Here is a 17,926-nt window from a genome sequence, read left to right as displayed (position 1 = left end):
CCTAAAATAAATGTTGTACAGCCTGTAGTACTTCCTCAAATGTGGAATATTGCTGGCCGTATTGAATATTTGGTCGTGCAATTAATATCGTTTCAATGCCACAGGCAAGTGCTGCGTCTAGCTTCTCATCGACTGAGCCTACCTTGCCACTTTCTTTCGTAATCATCAATGTGACATTGTATTGTCGGAATAATGCTTCGTTTAATTCTTGTGAAAAAGGACCTTGGATGGCGACAATATCTTTTTGCGCCACACCAAGTGCTTGACATTTTTCCATATTATCGAGGCGCGGAAGCATACGGGCAATCACACGTGTATTTTCTAAGCCTTGTAATACGTTCGTAAACGTTGCGAGCGTTTTACTGCCAGTTGTCAGCATAATGACGCCTCGTTTTTCCGCGGCTAACTGAGCTGCTTCCTCATAGTCTTTGACCACCGTAATAAGAGGATGTTCGTAATGCTCATTTGCGCGTTCATAGCGAATATATGGCACACCTGCACTTTCGGCTGCTGCCATGGCATTTTTAGATGCTTCCTCCGCGAATGGATGGGAGGCATCGACAACTAAGCGGTAACCACGTTCCGTAAGTATTGCTGCCATTTCCTCAGCAGTAAGTCGGCCAACTAAATGTGGCAGCCCTACCTCTGCAAGGCTTGAAGCGGCAGATTCTGTTACAACGGTTGCCGTAATAGCATAGCCTGCTGACTGCAATTCTAGCGCAAGATTCCTTGCATCACTCGTACCCGCTAACATAAAAATCATTTTACTAACTCCTCGTCATGATGGTGGTCATGTGCATGGTCGTGGTGATGATGGTGATGATGGTGATGATGATCGTGATCATGGTGGTGATGATCGTGATCATGGTGGTGGTGACCATGGTCGTGGTCGTGGTCATGGTGGTGCTCCACAAATGCTGATGCGTTAATACGATATTGGCATGTATCACAATTCATTTTCACATCTCCTGCAATAGCTTCTTCCATACGATCTAGTAACACCGTTTTTAATTTTGGGTGGTAGCCAAAGTAATCTGCCAATTGGATGTCTAAATCAGCATATGTCGCGGCAAAGTGCTTTTGCATACCTTCCATCCGCTCCATTAAAATGCCTGTAAATAAGAAATACGGCAACATAATGATTTTTTTCGCACCAAGACGATAACAGCGTTCGATTCCTTCATCTACTGTAGGATTCGTTACACCCATAAATGCACACTCAACTGACAGGACATCTAATTGCTCCCATAATAAACGTCCGATTTTATAAAAGTCACTATTCGCATCCGCATCACTGCCGCCACGTCCAATAAATAAAATCGCTGTATCTTCATGTTTTTCTTTAATATTCAAGCCAGTTCCAGATAAACGCTCTGTTAAAATATTTAACACTTCTTCATGTACACCCAAAGGTCGACCGTAAGTAAACGATACGTTTGGATATTTGAGGCGAGCGGCATCAATTGCTGCAGGAATATGAATTTTTGAATGGCCTGCCTGCAATAAAATAATCGGCACAGCATACACCTCTGTAGCCCCACGCTGGATACATGCATCAATTCCAGAAGGAATGTTTGGTGCCTCAAACTCTAAAAAACATGTTTCTACAATAAAGTTGTCATCAATTGAAGGCGTCAATTGTTGTATAAACGTGCGTACCTCATCATTTCCTGCTGCTAAACGGCTACCATGGCCAATAAATAAAATTGCTTTCATTACTTTTCTCCTCACTAGTCGCCGCACGGAGCTGGCTCTACTTTTATTTTTGATGACATATCTTGATACGTAAAATGCAATATTTTTTTCACCCGTTTGAAATATTTAAACAAGCGCTCATTTGGGTGAGCATTAGCCTTATATTCCTCAATAATGTCTGTAAGAAGCGGAATTAATAGCTCAGGCTCTAGCCCCTCAACAACAGGCTGTGCGGCATGAGCTGTGCGTCCTACTGGTTTTGCACCGATAAAAACATCAAATTTACTTTTTCGATAGACTATACCGATATCGTCAAATACTGCACGATAACAAGCCATGCCGCAGCCATTAAAGCCAATATTTAAAGTTTTCGGCAACGACAAGCCACCAAGCTTTTCTTGAATTTCCTCAGCATATGGAATAGAATCAGCCTTCTCCCCGTAACAGAAATCACAAGCTTTTAATGACAGTACATCGCCAATCGGTGCGAGTAAAAAACCGACTGCAGTTAATTTTTCTGTAATAGTCTCAGGGTCTGTCGTTGGAATTTTCAAATGAATTTGATGGTCTGGTGTATATTCCATCGTCCCTTCTTCCCCTACAACTTCAGCTAATGTCATCATTTGTTGTGGCGTGAAAAATTTATTTGCCACCCCAGGACTAACAGCTAGTTCAAAAATAGACTCTATCTTTTGTTGAACCAATTTGGGTGTTGGTTTTGTATCAGTTGTCCCTTTTACCATCGCAAGTGCCGTTGCTGCCATTTCTAACGATGTTTTTTTCGCTTCTGCTACAGGGTTAATCGCGATACTGCTCTTAATGCGTCCTGCATTTGGATCTGCAGCGAAGTCATGGCGTGCTGTACCTGTTTCTTGATTCATCGCCCACGGTTCATTTTCTTCTTTTAAACGCTGATGTGGACGTAAAGGCTGTTTTTCCTCTCCAAGCGTATATTTACGCTGATAGCCTCGCGGGGTAATCATCTTATTGTCATAGAAAAATGTCGATGAATTACCAATAATAACCGTCGTTAACATGCCGATATCGTGGTCGAGCATTTCTGCTAATGTCGTCATCGTAATTTCCTGACGATCTCGATAGGCACTTTTCACAAGTCCTACAGGTGTATCCGGCGAACGATATTCAAGCAAAATTCGTTGCGCTTCAACAATTTGACGTGTCCGGCGACCGCTTTTCGGATTGTATAAGGCAATAACAAAATCGGCCATCGCCGCCGCTTCCACACGCTTAGCAATTAAATTCCAAGGTGTTAAATGGTCACTTAAACTAATGGTGCACGAATCATGCATAATCGGGGCACCTAGTAAACTTGCACATGAATTAATAGCTGAAATACCAGGTACGATTTCGACTTCAACCCCAGAGGCCTCCGTCCAACCAAGCTCAATGAGTACTTCATAGACCAGTCCAGCCATACCATATACGCCCGAGTCTCCACTTGAAATAACCGCAACGATATTGCCAGCCTCGGCTTGACGAACCGCTTCCTGAGCGCGTGATACTTCTTCGGTCATACCGGTACTTACAATAGACTTTGCACTGACTAAATCTTGAATAAGCTCAACATACGTTTTATAGCCGATAATAAATTCACTTTGTTGCAATGCCTCTACAGCTCGTGTCGTAATGTGTTTAAAATCTCCAGGTCCAAAACCTACAACAAAAATCTTTCCTTTTTGCGCCATTTGTTACCCCTCTTTCACCTTATCGATGCCTTTAATCGCTGTTGTTTGTGGTGTTCGTTTCAGCGTACCTTCCGTCAATGTAAAAACATGCTCACTATGTAAAGAATCATGATTTAAATCTTGCACGAGTGTCCTACCGTGTTCTACTGTTGGCACACGATACCAATTGCCTTGTGGATAGGCTATAACGACACAAGCATCTTTACATCTGCCATTACAACGTGTTCTCGTCGTATGTATTTCTTTATCGAGTGATAATTTCTCGATTTCATCACGTATGGCTAACGTAATTTCCTCCGCCTCTTTTTTCATACAACTACTACCATTACAAATAAAAAGATGGGTTTTCATTCCCTCTAAATTCCAAGTTGTCATTGTTTTTCTCCCCTTATTGACTTACTGGAAAAAGAAAAAACCTTTACTCAATGTCGAAGAGTAAAGGTTTTGTAGAAGCCAAATAAAACGAATAAACATATATCCGTTCTCGCTCCACTTCTCCCTCCGAAAAGTTTGCATGCCATCAACTAAGCAGGTTTCCTGACTTAAGCTTCCTTTTACTTTCGCGCCTTCCCAGTTTCTTAGTGGCATTGCGATTTCATCAGCTATTACAGTAGCGGGGGCTGTACCGGATTTGCACCGATTTCCCTATTATCTCGAACTATTTCGAGCACTTAATGATGTTTCTATATGAAATTTTTACATAAAAGTTTATAAAATGATTGGAAAACTATTTCTATCATAGCCTATTATTTTTATACTTTTCAACAGTTCTTTTTCATTTATTAGATTTTTAATAAAATTTCAACAAATATTCCGTTGAAATTGCTCGCTATTCTCTTACATTTATCTTAATTTTCTATAAGTAAAAATATTTTTCACAAAAAAAGGATAGCGAATGACTGGAAAAACATGTTACACTTTGTCGTGAAAACTCACAACTTCATCTTTTTTCGGTGCGAAGTGTAGCCATTTCGCTTAAAAGGGAAGCCGGTTCAAGTCCGGCGCGGTCCCGCCACTGTACTAGGGAGTTTTATAGAAAATGTCACTGTCCAAAGGATGGGAAGACCCTATAAAATGATGAACTAAAGCCAGGAGACCTGCCGAAAAAAACGTGATCGTTTCAACCTACGAGGATAGGTGTGCGGCTTGGCAAATGACAAATCGATTTGCTTTTTCAGCTATGCACTTTTTCCACACTGGAGAAGTGCTTTTTTTATTGCGCACGCTACAATCAATGGGAATTGTTAAGGAGGAGAGATTGTGAAATTATCTTTTTGGAAACTTAGTTATTTCTTACTAGCATGTTTACTAGTACCAAAGCGCGCATTTGCTATGCATATTATGGAAGGATTTTTACCGATAGAATGGGCGATTTTTTGGTGGATCATTTCCATCCCATTCATCATTTTAGGATTGCGTTCGATTCGTAAAACAATTGATGAAAATCCCGAAACGAAAATGATCCTAGGATTATCAGGCGCATTTGCATTTGTCTTATCTGCCTTAAAAATACCTTCTGTTACCGGAAGTTGTTCACATCCAACCGGGGTTGGACTTGGGACAGTGCTTTTCGGACCATTAGCGATGAGTGTCATCGGTACGATCGTCTTATTGTTCCAATCATTACTTTTAGCGCATGGAGGTATTACAACTTTAGGGGCAAATGCTTTCTCCATGGCGATTGTAGGACCGATTATCGCTTATTACGTCTTTAAAGGTTCGCAAAAAATTGGCCTATCGTTCTCACTTGCTGTCTTTTTTGCTGCGATGCTCGGGGACTTAGGTACATACGTTGTCACTTCAGTTCAATTAGCACTAGCATTCCCTTCTGAAGTAGGAGGCTTTATGGCTTCATTCACTAAATTCGCAGGGATTTTCGCGCTAACACAAATTCCATTAGCCATTAGTGAAGGTATTTTAACCGTCATTGTCATGAATTTCTTAAAAAAATACAATGTCAGCGAATTAAAAGCTTTACGTGTATTGTCAGCAAAGGAGGCACATTAATATGAAAAAAAATTTATTGCTCCTTGGGATTGTTGTACTGTTAGCAATCATCCCTCTTTTTATTCAAAAAGGTGCTGAATTTGGTGGAGCAGACGGAGAAGCTGAAGCAGCTATCGGTGAAATAAATGCAGACTATGAACCATGGTTTGAAAGTTTGTGGGAACCACCTAGTGGTGAGATTGAAAGTTTATTATTCGTCTTACAAGCTGCGATTGGCGCTGGCTTTATTGGCTATTTCGTAGGCTATATGCGCGGCAAGCATAAAGAGGGTTAAAGTATGTTACTTATTGATAAGTATGCTTATATTAATAAACTAGCGTCTGTACATCCATTAGAAAAAATGACATTTTCCTTAGGGTTACTGCTGTTGTCTTTAATCATAAGAGATGAACTTATTTCACTCATTGCATTTATTGTAATGAGTGCTTTTATCATTTTAGGCGCTAAAATCCCTTGGCAATATTATGTAAAACTACTGTTGTTGCCTGCATTTTTTCTGCTATCAAGTTTACTCTCGATTGTCATTTCCATAGCCCCAAATACAAGTGCTCTCCCTCCCTATTTTTGGGCATTAACGGTCAGTCAGTGGACTATTTTTATCGGTAATGAGAGCATACTTACAGCTCAGCAATTATTATTCACTGTGCTAGGCAGTATCGGCTGTTTATATTTTTTAATTTTAACGACGTCAGTGCAATCTATTTGTTTCGTCTTGCGACAATGGCATCTGCCTGCTTTATTTGTTGAACTAGCAGAGCTCACCTATCGATTTATCTTTATCTTTTTAAATAGTATGCAAAAAATTCATCTTGCCCAACAGGCTCGACTCGGCTATCAATCACCGATGCAATGGCTACGGTCGATTTCCATGCTTATTGCAGCATTATTTGCAGAAATGTTTCAACGGAGCCGCGAGTTAAACAATGCCATGCAAGCACGTGGTGGTGACGCCGTCTACTGGCAAAACAACGTCAGCTATAGCAAGAAAAATTGGATTGGAATTGTGGTTATTTTTACATTCCTCACTTTATTTGGAGGGTTTTATTCATGACAGAGCTTTATTTTGATATTCAGCATTTATCTTATGCCTATGCAGACGGTACTGAAGCCTTAACAGATATTTCATTACAAATTCCAAAAGGTAAAAAAATCGCACTGCTTGGTCATAATGGTGCGGGTAAATCTACGTTATTTCAGCATTTAAATGGTATTTTAAAACCGACCGCTGGCAGCATTATGTTTTGTAATAAAACGCTTGGCTATTCTAGAAAAGCATTAGCTGCCTTACGTCAGCAAGTTGGCATCGTCTTCCAAGATGCAGACAATCAACTTTTTTCCGGCACCGTCAAGCAGGACGTTGCTTTTGGACCATTAAATCTTGGTTGGTCGCAAGAAAAAATAGAAGAAAAAATCGCATGGGCCGTAGCACAAACTGAGATTGAAGCACTGCTTGATAAGCCTATTCATTTTTTAAGTGTTGGTCAGAAAAAACGAGTGGCGATGGCTGGTGTACTTGCAATGGAACCATCTGTGTTACTACTAGATGAACCAACTGCCGGCCTCGATAATTATTATGCTACACAGTTTTTACAGTACTTAGCTAAATTAGAAAATGGGCAACGTACCTTTTTATTAGCGACACATGATATTGCGTTAGCTTATGAATGGGCAGATCACATCATTGTTATGGAGGCTGGAAAAGTTATTTACAACGGAGATCCAATTGACCTTTTCTATCAGAATGAAGTACTGGAACAAGCCCATCTAGAACGCCCTTGGGTTTTTGACATAGCGCTAGCTTTGCAACAAAAAAAGCTAGTCCCTGCCAATCTACCAATGCCTCGCTCTAAGGAAGACTTACAAAAAATAATTGCAACCATTTAAGTGCCAGGCACCCAAACAATTTTGAATATTTAGACAAACTTGCATTGAGTTGATAAAACTGATGCAAGTTTTGTTATCTAAGTGGTAAATTACCTTTAAGTTTAAGGATATATACTATATTTATTTAAAAAACTTGCAATTTTTTTTGAATATGATATGAAACTTTTCTATTTTTCATCCGTTATAAATAGTGTAATGCCATATTTTACGTAAGGAGGAAAAACAATTGAAAAACTGGGTGATGAAATCAATCGCTGTTGTAGCATGTTCTGTACTAATGGTTCCTGCTGCTTCTGCCTTTGCTGAAGCACCACAGAACCCAGCACTAGTAGCAAATATGCTCGCCAGCAACAAACAGCAAGCAGTCAAGCAAGTCAACAGGCTAACAGGAGGAAACGAATGGATTAATACCGATACTATTATTATCAAACATTCGGGTCTCGCTAGGAGCGTACATAGTAAAATTGGTTCCAAAGTCATTCGTTCGATTCCATCATTAGGTTACGATGTGATTCAACTAAAAAAAGGACAATCGTTAAAAGAAGCAATTACTTATTATGCTAAACAAAAAGGCGTAAAAAGTGTATCTCCAAGTTACAAATATCAGTCCTTTAGCAACAAAGTCGATCCAAACAAAAAAGATATGTATCATTTAGACTTACTACAAATTGATAAAGCGCTAGCATTGGCTGGAAACCATGAAGTAAAAGTAGCTGTAATCGATTCGGGTGTGGATTTTAAGCATCCTGATTTACAAAAGCAAATACTGCCACCACACAATGCAACAGCACCTGCCAATTCTACTTTCCCTGATGCACATGGCACACATGTAGCAGGTATTGTCGCTGCCACAAAAGATAATGGCATAGGAGGACATGGGGTCTTTCCTCAAGCAAAGATTCTTCCAATCGATGTTTTTAACGGCAAACAAACCGCCAATGATTTTGTCATAGCACAAGGCATTCTGTACGCTATTGAACAAAATGCAGACATTATTAATATGAGTCTCGGTGGCTATGGAGCGTCGCCACTTATGGAGGAGGCCGTTAAAAAGGCAATCGACAAAGGCATTACGATTGTCGCGGCTGCAGGTAACGAATCAACCGATTTTTACTCCTTCCCCGCTTCTTTTGAGGGTGTCATTAGCGTCGGCTCTACTAATGAACGCAATCAGCTTTCAAGCTTTTCCAACTTCGGCCCATCAGTAGATTTAGTCGCTCCAGGGGAAAATATTTTCAGTACCGTTTATGATGATAAAAAAGGTTCTTCCTTTGCGACATTTAGCGGGACCTCGATGGCATCACCTGTCGTTGCAGGGGTAGCCGCTTTATTAAAATCAAAACATCCCGATTTAAAACCACATGAAATAGAAGCAATACTTGAATTAACAGCAAAGGACTTAGGTGAAAGAGGCTACGATCTTACCTATGGACATGGCCTCGTTGATCCGTTAAAAGCATTACACTTCGATTTAAACAACCTACCTAAACGCTATTCTGAAACTAAAGAACAACGCATAACTAATGCCACTGAGCTAAATAAAAACATAGTTAATGTTGAAAAAGGGCAATTCAAGCTACCAGATGAAAAGAAATGGTACAAAGTTGATTTAGAGGCGGATGAATATGTTCAACTGTCCTTAGAGGGTGCTAGCAACTACGATTATGCATTTGACTTGTATTTCTACCCTGCTGGTCACAAGGGAGAAGTAGAACCTATAAAAGTGAATGATGTGCGAGCAGGCAAACAAGAAGGCTACCTTTATAAAGCGGAGCAAGCAGGTACGCTACTTATTGGCATTAAAGATTTTAATGGCGGCTATAGCTTAAGAGGTGCATCAAACTACGTTTTTACTGCCCAAACGACTAATGAATTACCAATCGATTCATTAGACATAAACAACCCGCATAACATTCAACAGTTCCCATTTAGTACAGCAGGACAAAATTACACATTACTTTCTGCTGATCAACAAGGTGATGCAGACTACTTCACTTTTGCAGTTACTGAACCTAGCACGCTCAAATTTGATTTATCAGGTATCCCAGGTGTGAATGCATCAATGGAAGTCTTTTTAAAAGAAGACCTAGCAAATGCTCCAACAGAACAAATAGATGACGAGGAGTGGTATGAGGACGAATGGCATGAGGCTGTCCCTTTACAATCTTCCAGTTCTGCTAAAAGTGACGGTACAAGCCTTATATTCGATGCACAACCAAATGAAGAGTATATACTAAAAGTGTCCAATAGCAACTCTAGTGAATTTTTATTAGAATTGCTCCTTTTCGGTAGCTTTGATAATGGGGAACTAAAAAGCAGCAATGAATCTATTATTCCTTATACTTTAAAAGGAGAAGTTGTTGTTCTTCCTGAAGACGAAGACGGACTGCCGTTATTTGAACCATTTATAGAAGATAGCTATACCGATACTGCTGTAGAACCTCGTTATAATGCACAAAAACGGCCACAAAAAAATAAGTTTTTTTCAATATTCTTTGAAGATGATTTTGGTGAAAATATAGAAGATGTCGATTCCATTATGGCAAACGCCATACCTTTTGATATTGGTGACAGTCAAAGAGCCTATTTCCAAACCGAAGACGATGAAGATTATTTCGTATTGACAGCGCCTGAAGATGGCATTTACGGCTTCCATATTGCGAGCGGCATGAACCAAAGTCCTGCTGGTACCATCTTTGAATACGATGAAGAAAATCATGCATTACGACCAATTTCAGATTTAACAAATGACGTAAAGCTTCTCTCCCTTCTTTATGATATTAATATCGATGAAAACGATGCAAAAACGATTGCACTGAAGGGTGATAAAACTTATGTAGTCAAAGTAGTCAATTTCGGAGGACGTTCGATCGAGCCATATACCCTTTCTTCTCGGAAAATGGCCGATATTCCTGAAGGAAAAATTAACGATATCAACGAAGTGGCAAATGCTCAATTAATCCAACCAGGTACTAACTATCAAAACCATCTCATTTTCAATGATGATAGTGATTTCTACTATTATAAACATCGAGGTGAAGATACAATTTTAAGTTTGTTGTTATCTTCCATACCATTGACCAATGAACAAGTTAAGCAAGTTCCTAAAGAGCTTCAAATCGGTTTAAAAATAACTGGTTCCATTATTGAAGATACAAACGGCAATATGGAAATTGATGATAATGAATTGGCAACAGAAATTCCCTTTGGCGGAGGCGAAAACCTATTTGAAATACTACTTGGTATTTCAGGCGCTTCAGATATCAATACATCCTTTGTAGCGAAAAGAAATCGGGGCTATTTTATCAATGTTAAAGGCGTTGATAGTGGACTTGTATCGCTACAACCGTATACGTTAACTGTCTTTAATCATAAAAATATCGATGAAGATGCAGATTCCGAGTTAGTTAATGGTGTACCAACAAAACCTATGAAACTGACAAAAAATGGCGATAAATGGCTTGCGACACAATATTTTAACGCAAGGGTACCATTTGGCGACAAAGACTATTTCGAATTTAACAATGATCGTAAACGCCATGTATTCTTCTCTTTACAAACCGAAAAGGGTCTAGATGGCGTAATCCGTATTATTGATGCAAATGGAAAAACAGTCGCAACGTTGGATCTTTACGGAGCTGAAGATGCAGAAATAGGGTTAGTCGAACTAGAAAAAGGAACTTACTATATTGAAGTTAGTGAAGTATATGGTAAAGCTAGTACACAACCATATACGCTGGAAGTACAGTAAGTTGCACTAAACCGGTTGATTTTCGCTATGGCCGTGCTTCAATCAACTATATTGTTCGTACTCCATAACAACTATTAACATCACTACTAATGGCATCAAGACATAGTTTCTTGATGCCATTAAACTTATATGACAACCATTTCATCCATTCAATCCAATATTGTTTTCTTGTCAGGCGTCCGTAAAAATTCAAAGAGAAGATGAATTTGAGACACTGTATTTCTATTGGTCGAAAGCGGTGGTAAATGTTGTTCAGAAAAAAATTCAACATTATTCGTTTCAACACCTATCGCTGCTTGCCCTCCAATAATCTCACACAATATAAATAGCTTATAATAATGATAGGGTTCTGGAGGATGTGGATGTTTATTTTTATCCAATAATGCAAGAATTCTCACTGGCATTACATCAAATCCTGACTCCTCTTTCACTTCCTTTACAACATTCTCTGCTGGCGATAAACCAATATCACAAAACCCACCCGGTAAAGCCCATTTATCATCAATCGTTTCTTTAACCATTAATAGCCGTTGGTTTTTAAAAACTACACCGCGAACATCTACTTTGGGCGTTTGGTAACCCGTTTCATTTGTAAATAATTCTTTTACTTTTGTCATATCCAGTTCCGTGTATTGTGCCATAATCTCTGCACTAATATTGCGTAACTCTTCAAATCGCTCGATATCATACATATCCTTAGAAAAAGTTAAACCAGCCTGCGAGATGGCCTGAATTCTTTTTGCCCAATCCAACCATTGATAGCTCATATTATCCCTACTTTTAAGGATTGCTTAAATTGAGCAACAGTTTTTATAATGGCATGTGGTTGTGCACTAAATTGCGCTGTTTGGAATTGTGGTAACCATTGTACGCCTATCGTAAAGACATTAGCTTGTAAACCGGCAACGATATCGGCATCACTATCTCCGACATAAATTGCCTCACATGCGTCTACTTCTAATAGAGATAAAGCTTTCAGCAAGCCTTCTGGATCTGGTTTAGGTTTGACTACATCATCACCCGTTATAATAACATCAAACAATTCCGCCATTTGTAATGCATGTAATGAGATGTCCAAACTTCTTTTTGCCTTTCCCGTAAATATTCCTATTTTCATTCCCGATTCTTTTAAAAAGCTTAATAATGCAAGTATTTCACCATCGCCATCTAGCAAGTCTTTATGTAATTCTTCATATTTCGCGTAGTAGTTTTCGATTGCTTCTTCCTTATTAGGGTGTAACAGGTTGTCTCGAATAATCCCTGTTTCAGAAGGACCAAACATCGCCTTAATGTCATTGTCAGTACAATCCTTGTTATCAAATTCTTTAAATACATGGTGAAAAGCCTCAAAACAAATCGGTAAAGTATTGGCCAAAGTTCCATCAAAATCAAAAATGATTGCTTCCATCATATGCTCCTTTTCGTTAACGTATAGCAAACCTATACGTAGATATTCAAACAGTAGACGCTACAAAGTCTTGAAATTCTTTTTCCTCTTCGATAAATGGATTATGATTACTGTAATTAAATGCTTTAAATGTAGCTGTTGAAATTAAATTGGCTACTTCCACCCCAAATTCAAAAGGACATTGTGCATCATATAAGCCTGCATATAAATAAGTCGGCACTTTTACGTCTTTTAGTGAAGGTCTTAAATCATAATTTGGCAACTCTTGATAGGCATAGTAATCTAAACGTGCCGATACTGTTTTGCCACTATTAGGACGACGCTGCATTTCTTCGTACGCTGACTTGTTGTATAAGGACATCATTGTCCATTCTTTATTTACAGCTCGACGTTCATCGATAGTGGAATTAGAATCTCCTAGCACTGCAAATATCTCTTTTAATCTTTTGTTATTGGCATTTTTCACACAATAAATACTGCCAGGATGATACATATAATCTGCTGAAGCACATAGACCACCGACAATCATTTTTTGTAAATGATGAGGTGATTGCACAGCATATTTTAGACCTAACATGCCGCCTGTCGAATGACCGGCAAAACTCCAAACATTGTATCCTAGTGCTTCTCTTATTGCTTCTAAATCCTTAACAGAAGAGGCCATACTATATGAATCATCACCTTGACCGTCAGTTGACTGTCCACAGCCTGCTAAGTTTATTAGGTATACACAATATTCATTCGTAAAGCTATCCGCAAATAGATTACCATTGGCATTATATTCGCTATATAAATGTGTGACGCATAGCGGTTCCCCTTGCCCTTTTTTAAAAAGTTCAAAGCGCCCTCTTTCGGTTTCAATTAACTGCTTTTCCCACATACGCTATATCCACTCCTTTTAGTTACTACTATTTATATTTTACAAATGTTTCTAAATACCTTTAAATGATTACTACAAAAATCCAATTCAGTATAAAAAAAGCATCTCAACCCTAAATAGGCGAGATGCTATTAGCTTATTTTTAATTAAAGTACTTTACATAATTACAATATTGATCTTGTTTCATATGTAAATTTTCATATAGCTTTCGAGCATGTACATTATCAGCAGCTGTTTGCAATGTCACATAGCGTGCCGATTGCTGCTGACAATATTGAAAGACATTTTCCATCAATGCTGTGCCTACCCCTTGACCCCTAGCATCGTCGGTTACATAAATATCATTCAAAATATAGGCACGTTGTAACGCGATTGATGAAAATGTTGGATACAATTGGGCGAAACCAATCGTTTTGCCATTAATAACAGCAATGAAAATAACAGACTCTTTTAAAGCCATACGTAATTGAATAAATGCTTTGGCGCTACTAGTATCTGATTCTAGACCATAAAACTGACGATATTCATCAAATAGTCCTGCCACTTCTTCTAAATCATTTAATGTTGCGTGAAGTATTTCCATTTTCTTCTCCCCTTATGTCTACCCATGATTGTCTTATAAAATATAAAGCTAGTATTAATTATATAGTAAATATTGTAATAAAGATATTAGCCCTTCTCTAAAGGAATTGAAAAATGCTGTTTTTGCAATCATAGCAGACTGCAAAAACAGCACCTTTCGCCTTTTTAGTGGAAATAATGCTCTACGCGCTGGATTACTTCGTCAGCAGATAGTCCAGCCGCATCAATAACAGGTCCTGCCATAATAGGATCGCTAATGCCCATGACATCTCTGTCTTGCCCTGTAATCACGCAAGCGTCACATTTTTTTGCATCTTCTTCATTACGAAGCTGAATCACTTCATACCCTTTTGCTTTTAAAGCATCTTCCACATTTGTTAACGATTGTTCGACACCAATAATTTTAGACATCTTTCTTCCACCTCCTATATGTTAATGTGCCATATAGGATTGCTAATTATTCACGGCGAATGTTTTTGTTTTTTGAAATAGCCTAACGGAAGAGGGAAAATTGGTTATAGTTCAAAATTAAACCAAAATTAAATAAATTATCCATTTATATGTGCTATACTTTAAAATACTTTCTATAGCACTTAAAACTCAAAGAATAGGAGGCGTACCATGAATTTTAATAAAATTGATAAATCAATAGAGACAGAACGTTTACTGCTACGTCTATTTAAAGACACAGATGCACAACAAGTCAGCCATTATTGTAATAACTATAATATTTACAAAAGCACATTGAATTTACCGTTTCCCTATACATTAGCGTGTGCGCAGACTTGGATTGCCAATCATGAAAAGCACTATGACTTAGACAAAATGTTTGAATTCGCCATTACAGATAAACAAAGCGGGCAGTTATTTGGGGCTATCGGTATTTCCAACCATCAGCAATACAAAAATGGCGAAATTGCCTATTGGATTGCTGAAGAGCATTGGGGCAAAGGGTATGCCACAGAAGCAGCCAAGGCACTAATCGAATTTGTCTTTACAGAAAAAAACTATCATCGCGTGTACGCTCGCTATTTTAAATCCAATCCCGCTTCCGGAAAGATTATGGAAAAGTGTGGGATGCACTATGAAGGTACGCTAAAAGACCATATTTATAAAAATGGCACGTTTGAAGATATTGTATTTTACGGCATTCTTAATACGCTAAAATAAGTTATATAAGTCGGGGCTTACTTGACACGGTATGCCCCTTTTCTAAACATCATCATGCTTCATGATCATCTAAAAAGTCTTTGCTAAAACTTGTTTGGGATTGATAAGATGAGCGTTTACCTATATCTGCACCCCGTTTAATAATACCTTTTCCAAAGCGCTCTTCCATTTCGTCCACTACCTTTAAAATCGGTTCATCTTTTACATGTTCTTCAAAATTGAAAATAGACAACTGTTGACTATAATCTTTGCGATCTACTACATTCGATACAGTTACACCGAGCAAACGAACAGGCGATTCATCCCAATGCTTATCAAACAGCGCACAAGCAATTTCAAATATATCTTCAAAACGATAAATAACATTGGTCATCGATTTAGAACGTGTATGATTGTGCCAATTGGCATCACGTATTTGAATACTCACCGTGGAGCCTGCTAGTCGTTTCGCATCGAGACGTTCTGCTACTTTTTTACATAGCCCATCAATTGTTTTATGTAGCAGCCGGATATCGGTTACATCTTGCGGTAATGTTGTCGAATTGCCAACACTTTTTGTATCATAAATAGCTTCTGGATCAACTTCTCTTGTATCTTTCCCATTTGCTCTAGCACGGAGCCTAACCCCATTTTTACCTAAAAGATGTTTGATTGTATGTTCTTCAACTTTCGCTAAATCACCAATTGTAAAAATACCTTGCTCATTTAGCTTTTTTGCTGTGCTTGTCCCAATCCCATGCATTTCAACTACCTCAAGCGGCCACAGCACCTGTTCTATATCTCTCAGTCTTAACACTGTGATGCCCATCGGTTTTTTCATATCCGAGGCTGTTTTTGCTAAAAATTTATTCGGGGCCACACCGATGGAACATGGTAAATCTAACTCTGTTAACAATCTTGTTTGTATTTCCTGGGCAATTTGTAGTGCGTGACGCTCCTTACTTAATAAAGTAACATCCATATAACCTTCATCAATTGACACAGGCTCCACTAATTCCGTATAGCTTCGTAAAATAGCAAACATCGCCTTTGAAGCTTCTCTATATTTTTGAAAATCTGGAGGTAGTAATAATAGCTCTGGACATTTTCGTTTCGCTTCATGAACCGACATCGTCGTATAAACGCCGAGCGCTCTTGCCTCATAGGAACAGGTTACTAAAATTCCGCGTCTTTCTTTCGGGTTTCCTGCTATGGCAATTGGCTTGCCCTTTAAACTAGGATCATGCGCCTGCTCAACAGAAGCATAAAAACTATTCATATCTACATGAAAAATAATTCGCCCTTTATGTTTCATATCATCACCACACAACCTTTAGTATGTACTACTTATTTTAATCTACAAATGTATAATCGCCATCACTTTCGAGCAATTCTTTTAATACAGTTAATGCTTGTTCTAGCTGCGTGCTATTGTCTGGTGCAGTAATCGCCAAGCGAACAGCATTGACCGGTTTCGACTTGCCCACTGCAAAACGCTCTGCAGCATACACTTGTACCCCTGCTTTTGATGCCAGTAATTCAAACTGCACACCTGTAAATTTTTCAGGCAGTATTAGCCATCTAAAAATACATTCATCATCACCTAAAATGTCATAATCTCCTAAATATTGATTGACCAGTGTATTTTGTTGCTTTGCATATAAACGATGTTTCTCTAAAATCGTTTGGGCAACACCATCTTGAATGAGTCTCGCTGTCAGTTCTACCATAACAGGTGATACTGAAATATTCAGCGTATAAAGGGTTTCTATGATTTTCTTTCTTAATGCAGTTGGTGTCACAATAAAAGATAGCCTTAAACCAGGTGAAATGGTTTTGGACACACTGGCGATATAGACGACCTTTTCTGGTGCATAGAAGGCAATCGGCGCAAGAGGTTGTTCCTTTAGAAAACTATAAATCGCATCTTCTATGACGATGATATCTTTTTGCCTTGCCACTTCTGCAATCATTTTTCTCGTCTCTTTAGACATTGTATGTGTCGTGGGATTATGAAAATCTGGAATCACGTATAGACCTTTAATATGCTCATTTTTACATGCATAGAGTAGACCTTCTTTCGTCATCTCTCCATTTTTTTGCTGAATCGCTACTAGCTGAATACCAAGCATATTAGCAGCCGTTTTCATGCCCGCATATGTGATTGGATCTGTTCCAATTCGATCTCCTGGTTGAAATAGTGCTGCTAATGTACCGACTATCGCATTTTGTCCCCCTGCTCCTAGCAAAATCGGCTGATCGGTTTGAAAACCGACTTTATCCAATAGCTTTGCAACAGCTTCTGTTTGCCAAACATTGCCCTCTGGTCGCCCATATTGAAATAGTTTGCTGAAATCTGAATCATTTAGCATTTTTTTCATATAGCGTGTTATTTCTTCATTGGCATAAGTATCAGGCAATACAGAGCCCATTTCAATCATATGTGCAGAATTATTTGTAGGTAATAAAATTTTATTTGTTGCTGCATCAGAAGAAACAAATGTACCGCTCCCAATTGACGCATAAATCAGTCCCTTTTGTCCACAAAGCTTAAACGCTCGTGTAATCGTACTTAAATTGACATCTAAAAAATCCGCCAGTTCTCGTTGTGGCGGCAATTTTGTACCTGGTAATAAAATACCTTCTTTTATATCCTGTTCCAACTGTTCTGCAATGGCAATATATAATGGCGTTGAACTAGTGTTTATATTGGGCTTCCAACTCATTGGGTATTGTTCAAATGAATTAAATGGCATTTTTCACATCCCTCTCTTCAATTATGCATACAATATTTTATTGTCTTGCATACAATCATAATATTGTATGCATATGATGACAATGATATAATTTTTAAAAATCAGAAA

The 17,926-nt window shown here is 38.5% G+C and carries 17 protein-coding genes and 2 riboswitches; of the genes, 6 read left to right on the top strand and 11 right to left on the bottom strand.

Going from position 1 to position 17,926, the window contains the following annotated elements; genetic code table 11:
- Position 1 precedes the first annotated feature (1 nt).
- Genes cobK through ACIQXI_RS03705 form a run of 4 tightly spaced genes read right to left on the bottom strand, consistent with a single transcriptional unit; the run spans position 2 to position 3,776 of the window.
- Positions 2-763 (bottom strand): precorrin-6A reductase, encoded by a 762-nt coding sequence (gene cobK, locus ACIQXI_RS03720; RefSeq protein WP_402921758.1) that lies wholly within the window; start codon positions 761-763, stop codon positions 2-4.
- Positions 760-1,716, bottom strand: a complete 957-nt coding sequence (locus ACIQXI_RS03715) for a sirohydrochlorin chelatase (RefSeq protein WP_402921757.1) — start codon at positions 1,714-1,716, stop codon at positions 760-762. The genes cobK and ACIQXI_RS03715 overlap by 4 nt, the downstream gene beginning before the upstream one ends.
- 14 nt (positions 1,717-1,730) lie before the next feature.
- Positions 1,731-3,401: a precorrin-3B C(17)-methyltransferase gene (cobJ, locus tag ACIQXI_RS03710; RefSeq protein ID WP_402921756.1), complete on the bottom strand. Its 1,671-nt coding sequence runs from the start codon at positions 3,399-3,401 to the stop codon at positions 1,731-1,733.
- A 3-nt stretch (positions 3,402-3,404) separates the two neighbouring features.
- Positions 3,405-3,776 (bottom strand): (2Fe-2S) ferredoxin domain-containing protein, encoded by a 372-nt coding sequence (locus ACIQXI_RS03705; protein ID WP_402921754.1) that lies wholly within the window; start codon positions 3,774-3,776, stop codon positions 3,405-3,407.
- A gap of 135 nt (positions 3,777-3,911) precedes the next feature.
- Positions 3,912-4,090, bottom strand: a riboswitch (cobalamin riboswitch).
- A gap of 245 nt (positions 4,091-4,335) precedes the next feature.
- Positions 4,336-4,520, top strand: a riboswitch (cobalamin riboswitch).
- A 141-nt stretch (positions 4,521-4,661) separates the two neighbouring features.
- Between ACIQXI_RS03705 and ACIQXI_RS03700 the strand changes: the two genes are divergently transcribed.
- The 5 genes from ACIQXI_RS03700 to ACIQXI_RS03680 all read left to right on the top strand — a co-directional run bounded on the left by ACIQXI_RS03700 (position 4,662) and on the right by ACIQXI_RS03680 (position 11,043).
- Complete coding sequence (locus ACIQXI_RS03700; protein WP_402921752.1) at positions 4,662-5,408, top strand: energy-coupling factor ABC transporter permease; 747 nt, start codon at positions 4,662-4,664, stop codon at positions 5,406-5,408.
- A 1-nt stretch (position 5,409) separates the two neighbouring features.
- Positions 5,410-5,682 carry an energy-coupling factor ABC transporter substrate-binding protein gene (locus tag ACIQXI_RS03695; protein ID WP_402921750.1) on the top strand — a complete coding sequence of 91 codons (273 nt, stop codon included), beginning with the start codon at positions 5,410-5,412 and terminating at the stop codon, positions 5,680-5,682.
- Positions 5,683-5,685: 3 nt separating this feature from the next.
- Positions 5,686-6,459 carry a cobalt ECF transporter T component CbiQ gene (cbiQ, locus tag ACIQXI_RS03690; protein WP_402921748.1) on the top strand — a complete coding sequence of 258 codons (774 nt, stop codon included), beginning with the start codon at positions 5,686-5,688 and terminating at the stop codon, positions 6,457-6,459.
- On the top strand, positions 6,456-7,292 hold the full coding sequence (locus tag ACIQXI_RS03685) for an energy-coupling factor ABC transporter ATP-binding protein (RefSeq protein WP_402921746.1): 837 nt from the start codon (positions 6,456-6,458) through the stop codon (positions 7,290-7,292). The genes cbiQ and ACIQXI_RS03685 overlap by 4 nt, the downstream gene beginning before the upstream one ends.
- A gap of 226 nt (positions 7,293-7,518) precedes the next feature.
- Positions 7,519-11,043, top strand: a complete 3,525-nt coding sequence (locus ACIQXI_RS03680; RefSeq protein ID WP_402921744.1) for a S8 family peptidase — start codon at positions 7,519-7,521, stop codon at positions 11,041-11,043.
- Positions 11,044-11,192: 149 nt separating this feature from the next.
- Here ACIQXI_RS03680 and ACIQXI_RS03675 read toward each other — a convergent pair whose 3' ends face one another.
- From ACIQXI_RS03675 to ACIQXI_RS03655, 5 genes are all read right to left on the bottom strand, one after another.
- Complete coding sequence (locus ACIQXI_RS03675) at positions 11,193-11,810, bottom strand: NUDIX hydrolase (protein ID WP_402921742.1); 618 nt, start codon at positions 11,808-11,810, stop codon at positions 11,193-11,195.
- Positions 11,807-12,454: an HAD family hydrolase gene (locus tag ACIQXI_RS03670; protein WP_402921740.1), complete on the bottom strand. Its 648-nt coding sequence runs from the start codon at positions 12,452-12,454 to the stop codon at positions 11,807-11,809. Before ACIQXI_RS03670 ends, ACIQXI_RS03675 begins: the two co-directional genes overlap by 4 nt.
- A 43-nt stretch (positions 12,455-12,497) precedes the next feature.
- Positions 12,498-13,331: an alpha/beta fold hydrolase gene (locus tag ACIQXI_RS03665; protein WP_402921738.1), complete on the bottom strand. Its 834-nt coding sequence runs from the start codon at positions 13,329-13,331 to the stop codon at positions 12,498-12,500.
- Positions 13,332-13,473: 142 nt separating this feature from the next.
- Complete coding sequence (locus ACIQXI_RS03660) at positions 13,474-13,914, bottom strand: GNAT family N-acetyltransferase (protein ID WP_402921736.1); 441 nt, start codon at positions 13,912-13,914, stop codon at positions 13,474-13,476.
- A gap of 164 nt (positions 13,915-14,078) precedes the next feature.
- Complete coding sequence (locus tag ACIQXI_RS03655) at positions 14,079-14,324, bottom strand: YkuS family protein (RefSeq protein WP_402921734.1); 246 nt, start codon at positions 14,322-14,324, stop codon at positions 14,079-14,081.
- A 210-nt stretch (positions 14,325-14,534) separates the two neighbouring features.
- Between ACIQXI_RS03655 and ACIQXI_RS03650 the strand changes: the two genes are divergently transcribed.
- Entirely contained in the window at positions 14,535-15,083 is a 549-nt protein-coding gene (locus tag ACIQXI_RS03650) for a GNAT family N-acetyltransferase (RefSeq protein WP_402921732.1), read from the top strand.
- Between the two features lie 52 nt (positions 15,084-15,135).
- Here the strand turns inward: ACIQXI_RS03650 and ACIQXI_RS03645 are convergent, their stop codons facing one another.
- Complete coding sequence (locus tag ACIQXI_RS03645; protein ID WP_402921731.1) at positions 15,136-16,377, bottom strand: DNA polymerase IV; 1,242 nt, start codon at positions 16,375-16,377, stop codon at positions 15,136-15,138.
- Positions 16,378-16,414: 37 nt separating this feature from the next.
- On the bottom strand, positions 16,415-17,818 hold the full coding sequence (locus ACIQXI_RS03640) for an aminotransferase-like domain-containing protein (protein ID WP_402921729.1): 1,404 nt from the start codon (positions 17,816-17,818) through the stop codon (positions 16,415-16,417).
- Positions 17,819-17,926: the final 108 nt, after the last annotated feature.

It is taken from the genome of Lysinibacillus sp. NPDC097195 (genome assembly GCF_044762075.1).
In the GTDB taxonomy this organism is placed as follows: Bacteria; Bacillota; Bacilli; order Bacillales_A; family Planococcaceae; genus Lysinibacillus.
This window is presented reverse-complemented; position numbering and strand designations above follow the sequence as displayed.

Excerpts from the sequence above, each read along its gene's own strand:
- cobK (WP_402921758.1), bottom strand. The coding sequence starts at position 763 with ATGATTTTTATGTTAGCGGGTACGAGTGATGCAAGGAATCTTGCGCTA.
- ACIQXI_RS03715 (WP_402921757.1), bottom strand. The coding sequence starts at position 1,716 with ATGAAAGCAATTTTATTTATTGGCCATGGTAGCCGTTTAGCAGCAGGA.
- cobJ (WP_402921756.1), bottom strand. The coding sequence starts at position 3,401 with ATGGCGCAAAAAGGAAAGATTTTTGTTGTAGGTTTTGGACCTGGAGAT.
- ACIQXI_RS03705 (WP_402921754.1), bottom strand. The coding sequence starts at position 3,776 with ATGACAACTTGGAATTTAGAGGGAATGAAAACCCATCTTTTTATTTGT.
- ACIQXI_RS03695 (WP_402921750.1), top strand. The coding sequence starts at position 5,410 with ATGAAAAAAAATTTATTGCTCCTTGGGATTGTTGTACTGTTAGCAATC.
- cbiQ (WP_402921748.1), top strand. The coding sequence starts at position 5,686 with ATGTTACTTATTGATAAGTATGCTTATATTAATAAACTAGCGTCTGTA.
- ACIQXI_RS03685 (WP_402921746.1), top strand. The coding sequence starts at position 6,456 with ATGACAGAGCTTTATTTTGATATTCAGCATTTATCTTATGCCTATGCA.
- ACIQXI_RS03675 (WP_402921742.1), bottom strand. The coding sequence starts at position 11,810 with ATGAGCTATCAATGGTTGGATTGGGCAAAAAGAATTCAGGCCATCTCG.
- ACIQXI_RS03670 (WP_402921740.1), bottom strand. The coding sequence starts at position 12,454 with ATGATGGAAGCAATCATTTTTGATTTTGATGGAACTTTGGCCAATACT.
- ACIQXI_RS03665 (WP_402921738.1), bottom strand. The coding sequence starts at position 13,331 with ATGTGGGAAAAGCAGTTAATTGAAACCGAAAGAGGGCGCTTTGAACTT.
- ACIQXI_RS03660 (WP_402921736.1), bottom strand. The coding sequence starts at position 13,914 with ATGGAAATACTTCACGCAACATTAAATGATTTAGAAGAAGTGGCAGGA.
- ACIQXI_RS03655 (WP_402921734.1), bottom strand. The coding sequence starts at position 14,324 with ATGTCTAAAATTATTGGTGTCGAACAATCGTTAACAAATGTGGAAGAT.
- ACIQXI_RS03650 (WP_402921732.1), top strand. The coding sequence starts at position 14,535 with ATGAATTTTAATAAAATTGATAAATCAATAGAGACAGAACGTTTACTG.
- ACIQXI_RS03645 (WP_402921731.1), bottom strand. The coding sequence starts at position 16,377 with ATGAAACATAAAGGGCGAATTATTTTTCATGTAGATATGAATAGTTTT.
- ACIQXI_RS03640 (WP_402921729.1), bottom strand. The coding sequence starts at position 17,818 with ATGCCATTTAATTCATTTGAACAATACCCAATGAGTTGGAAGCCCAAT.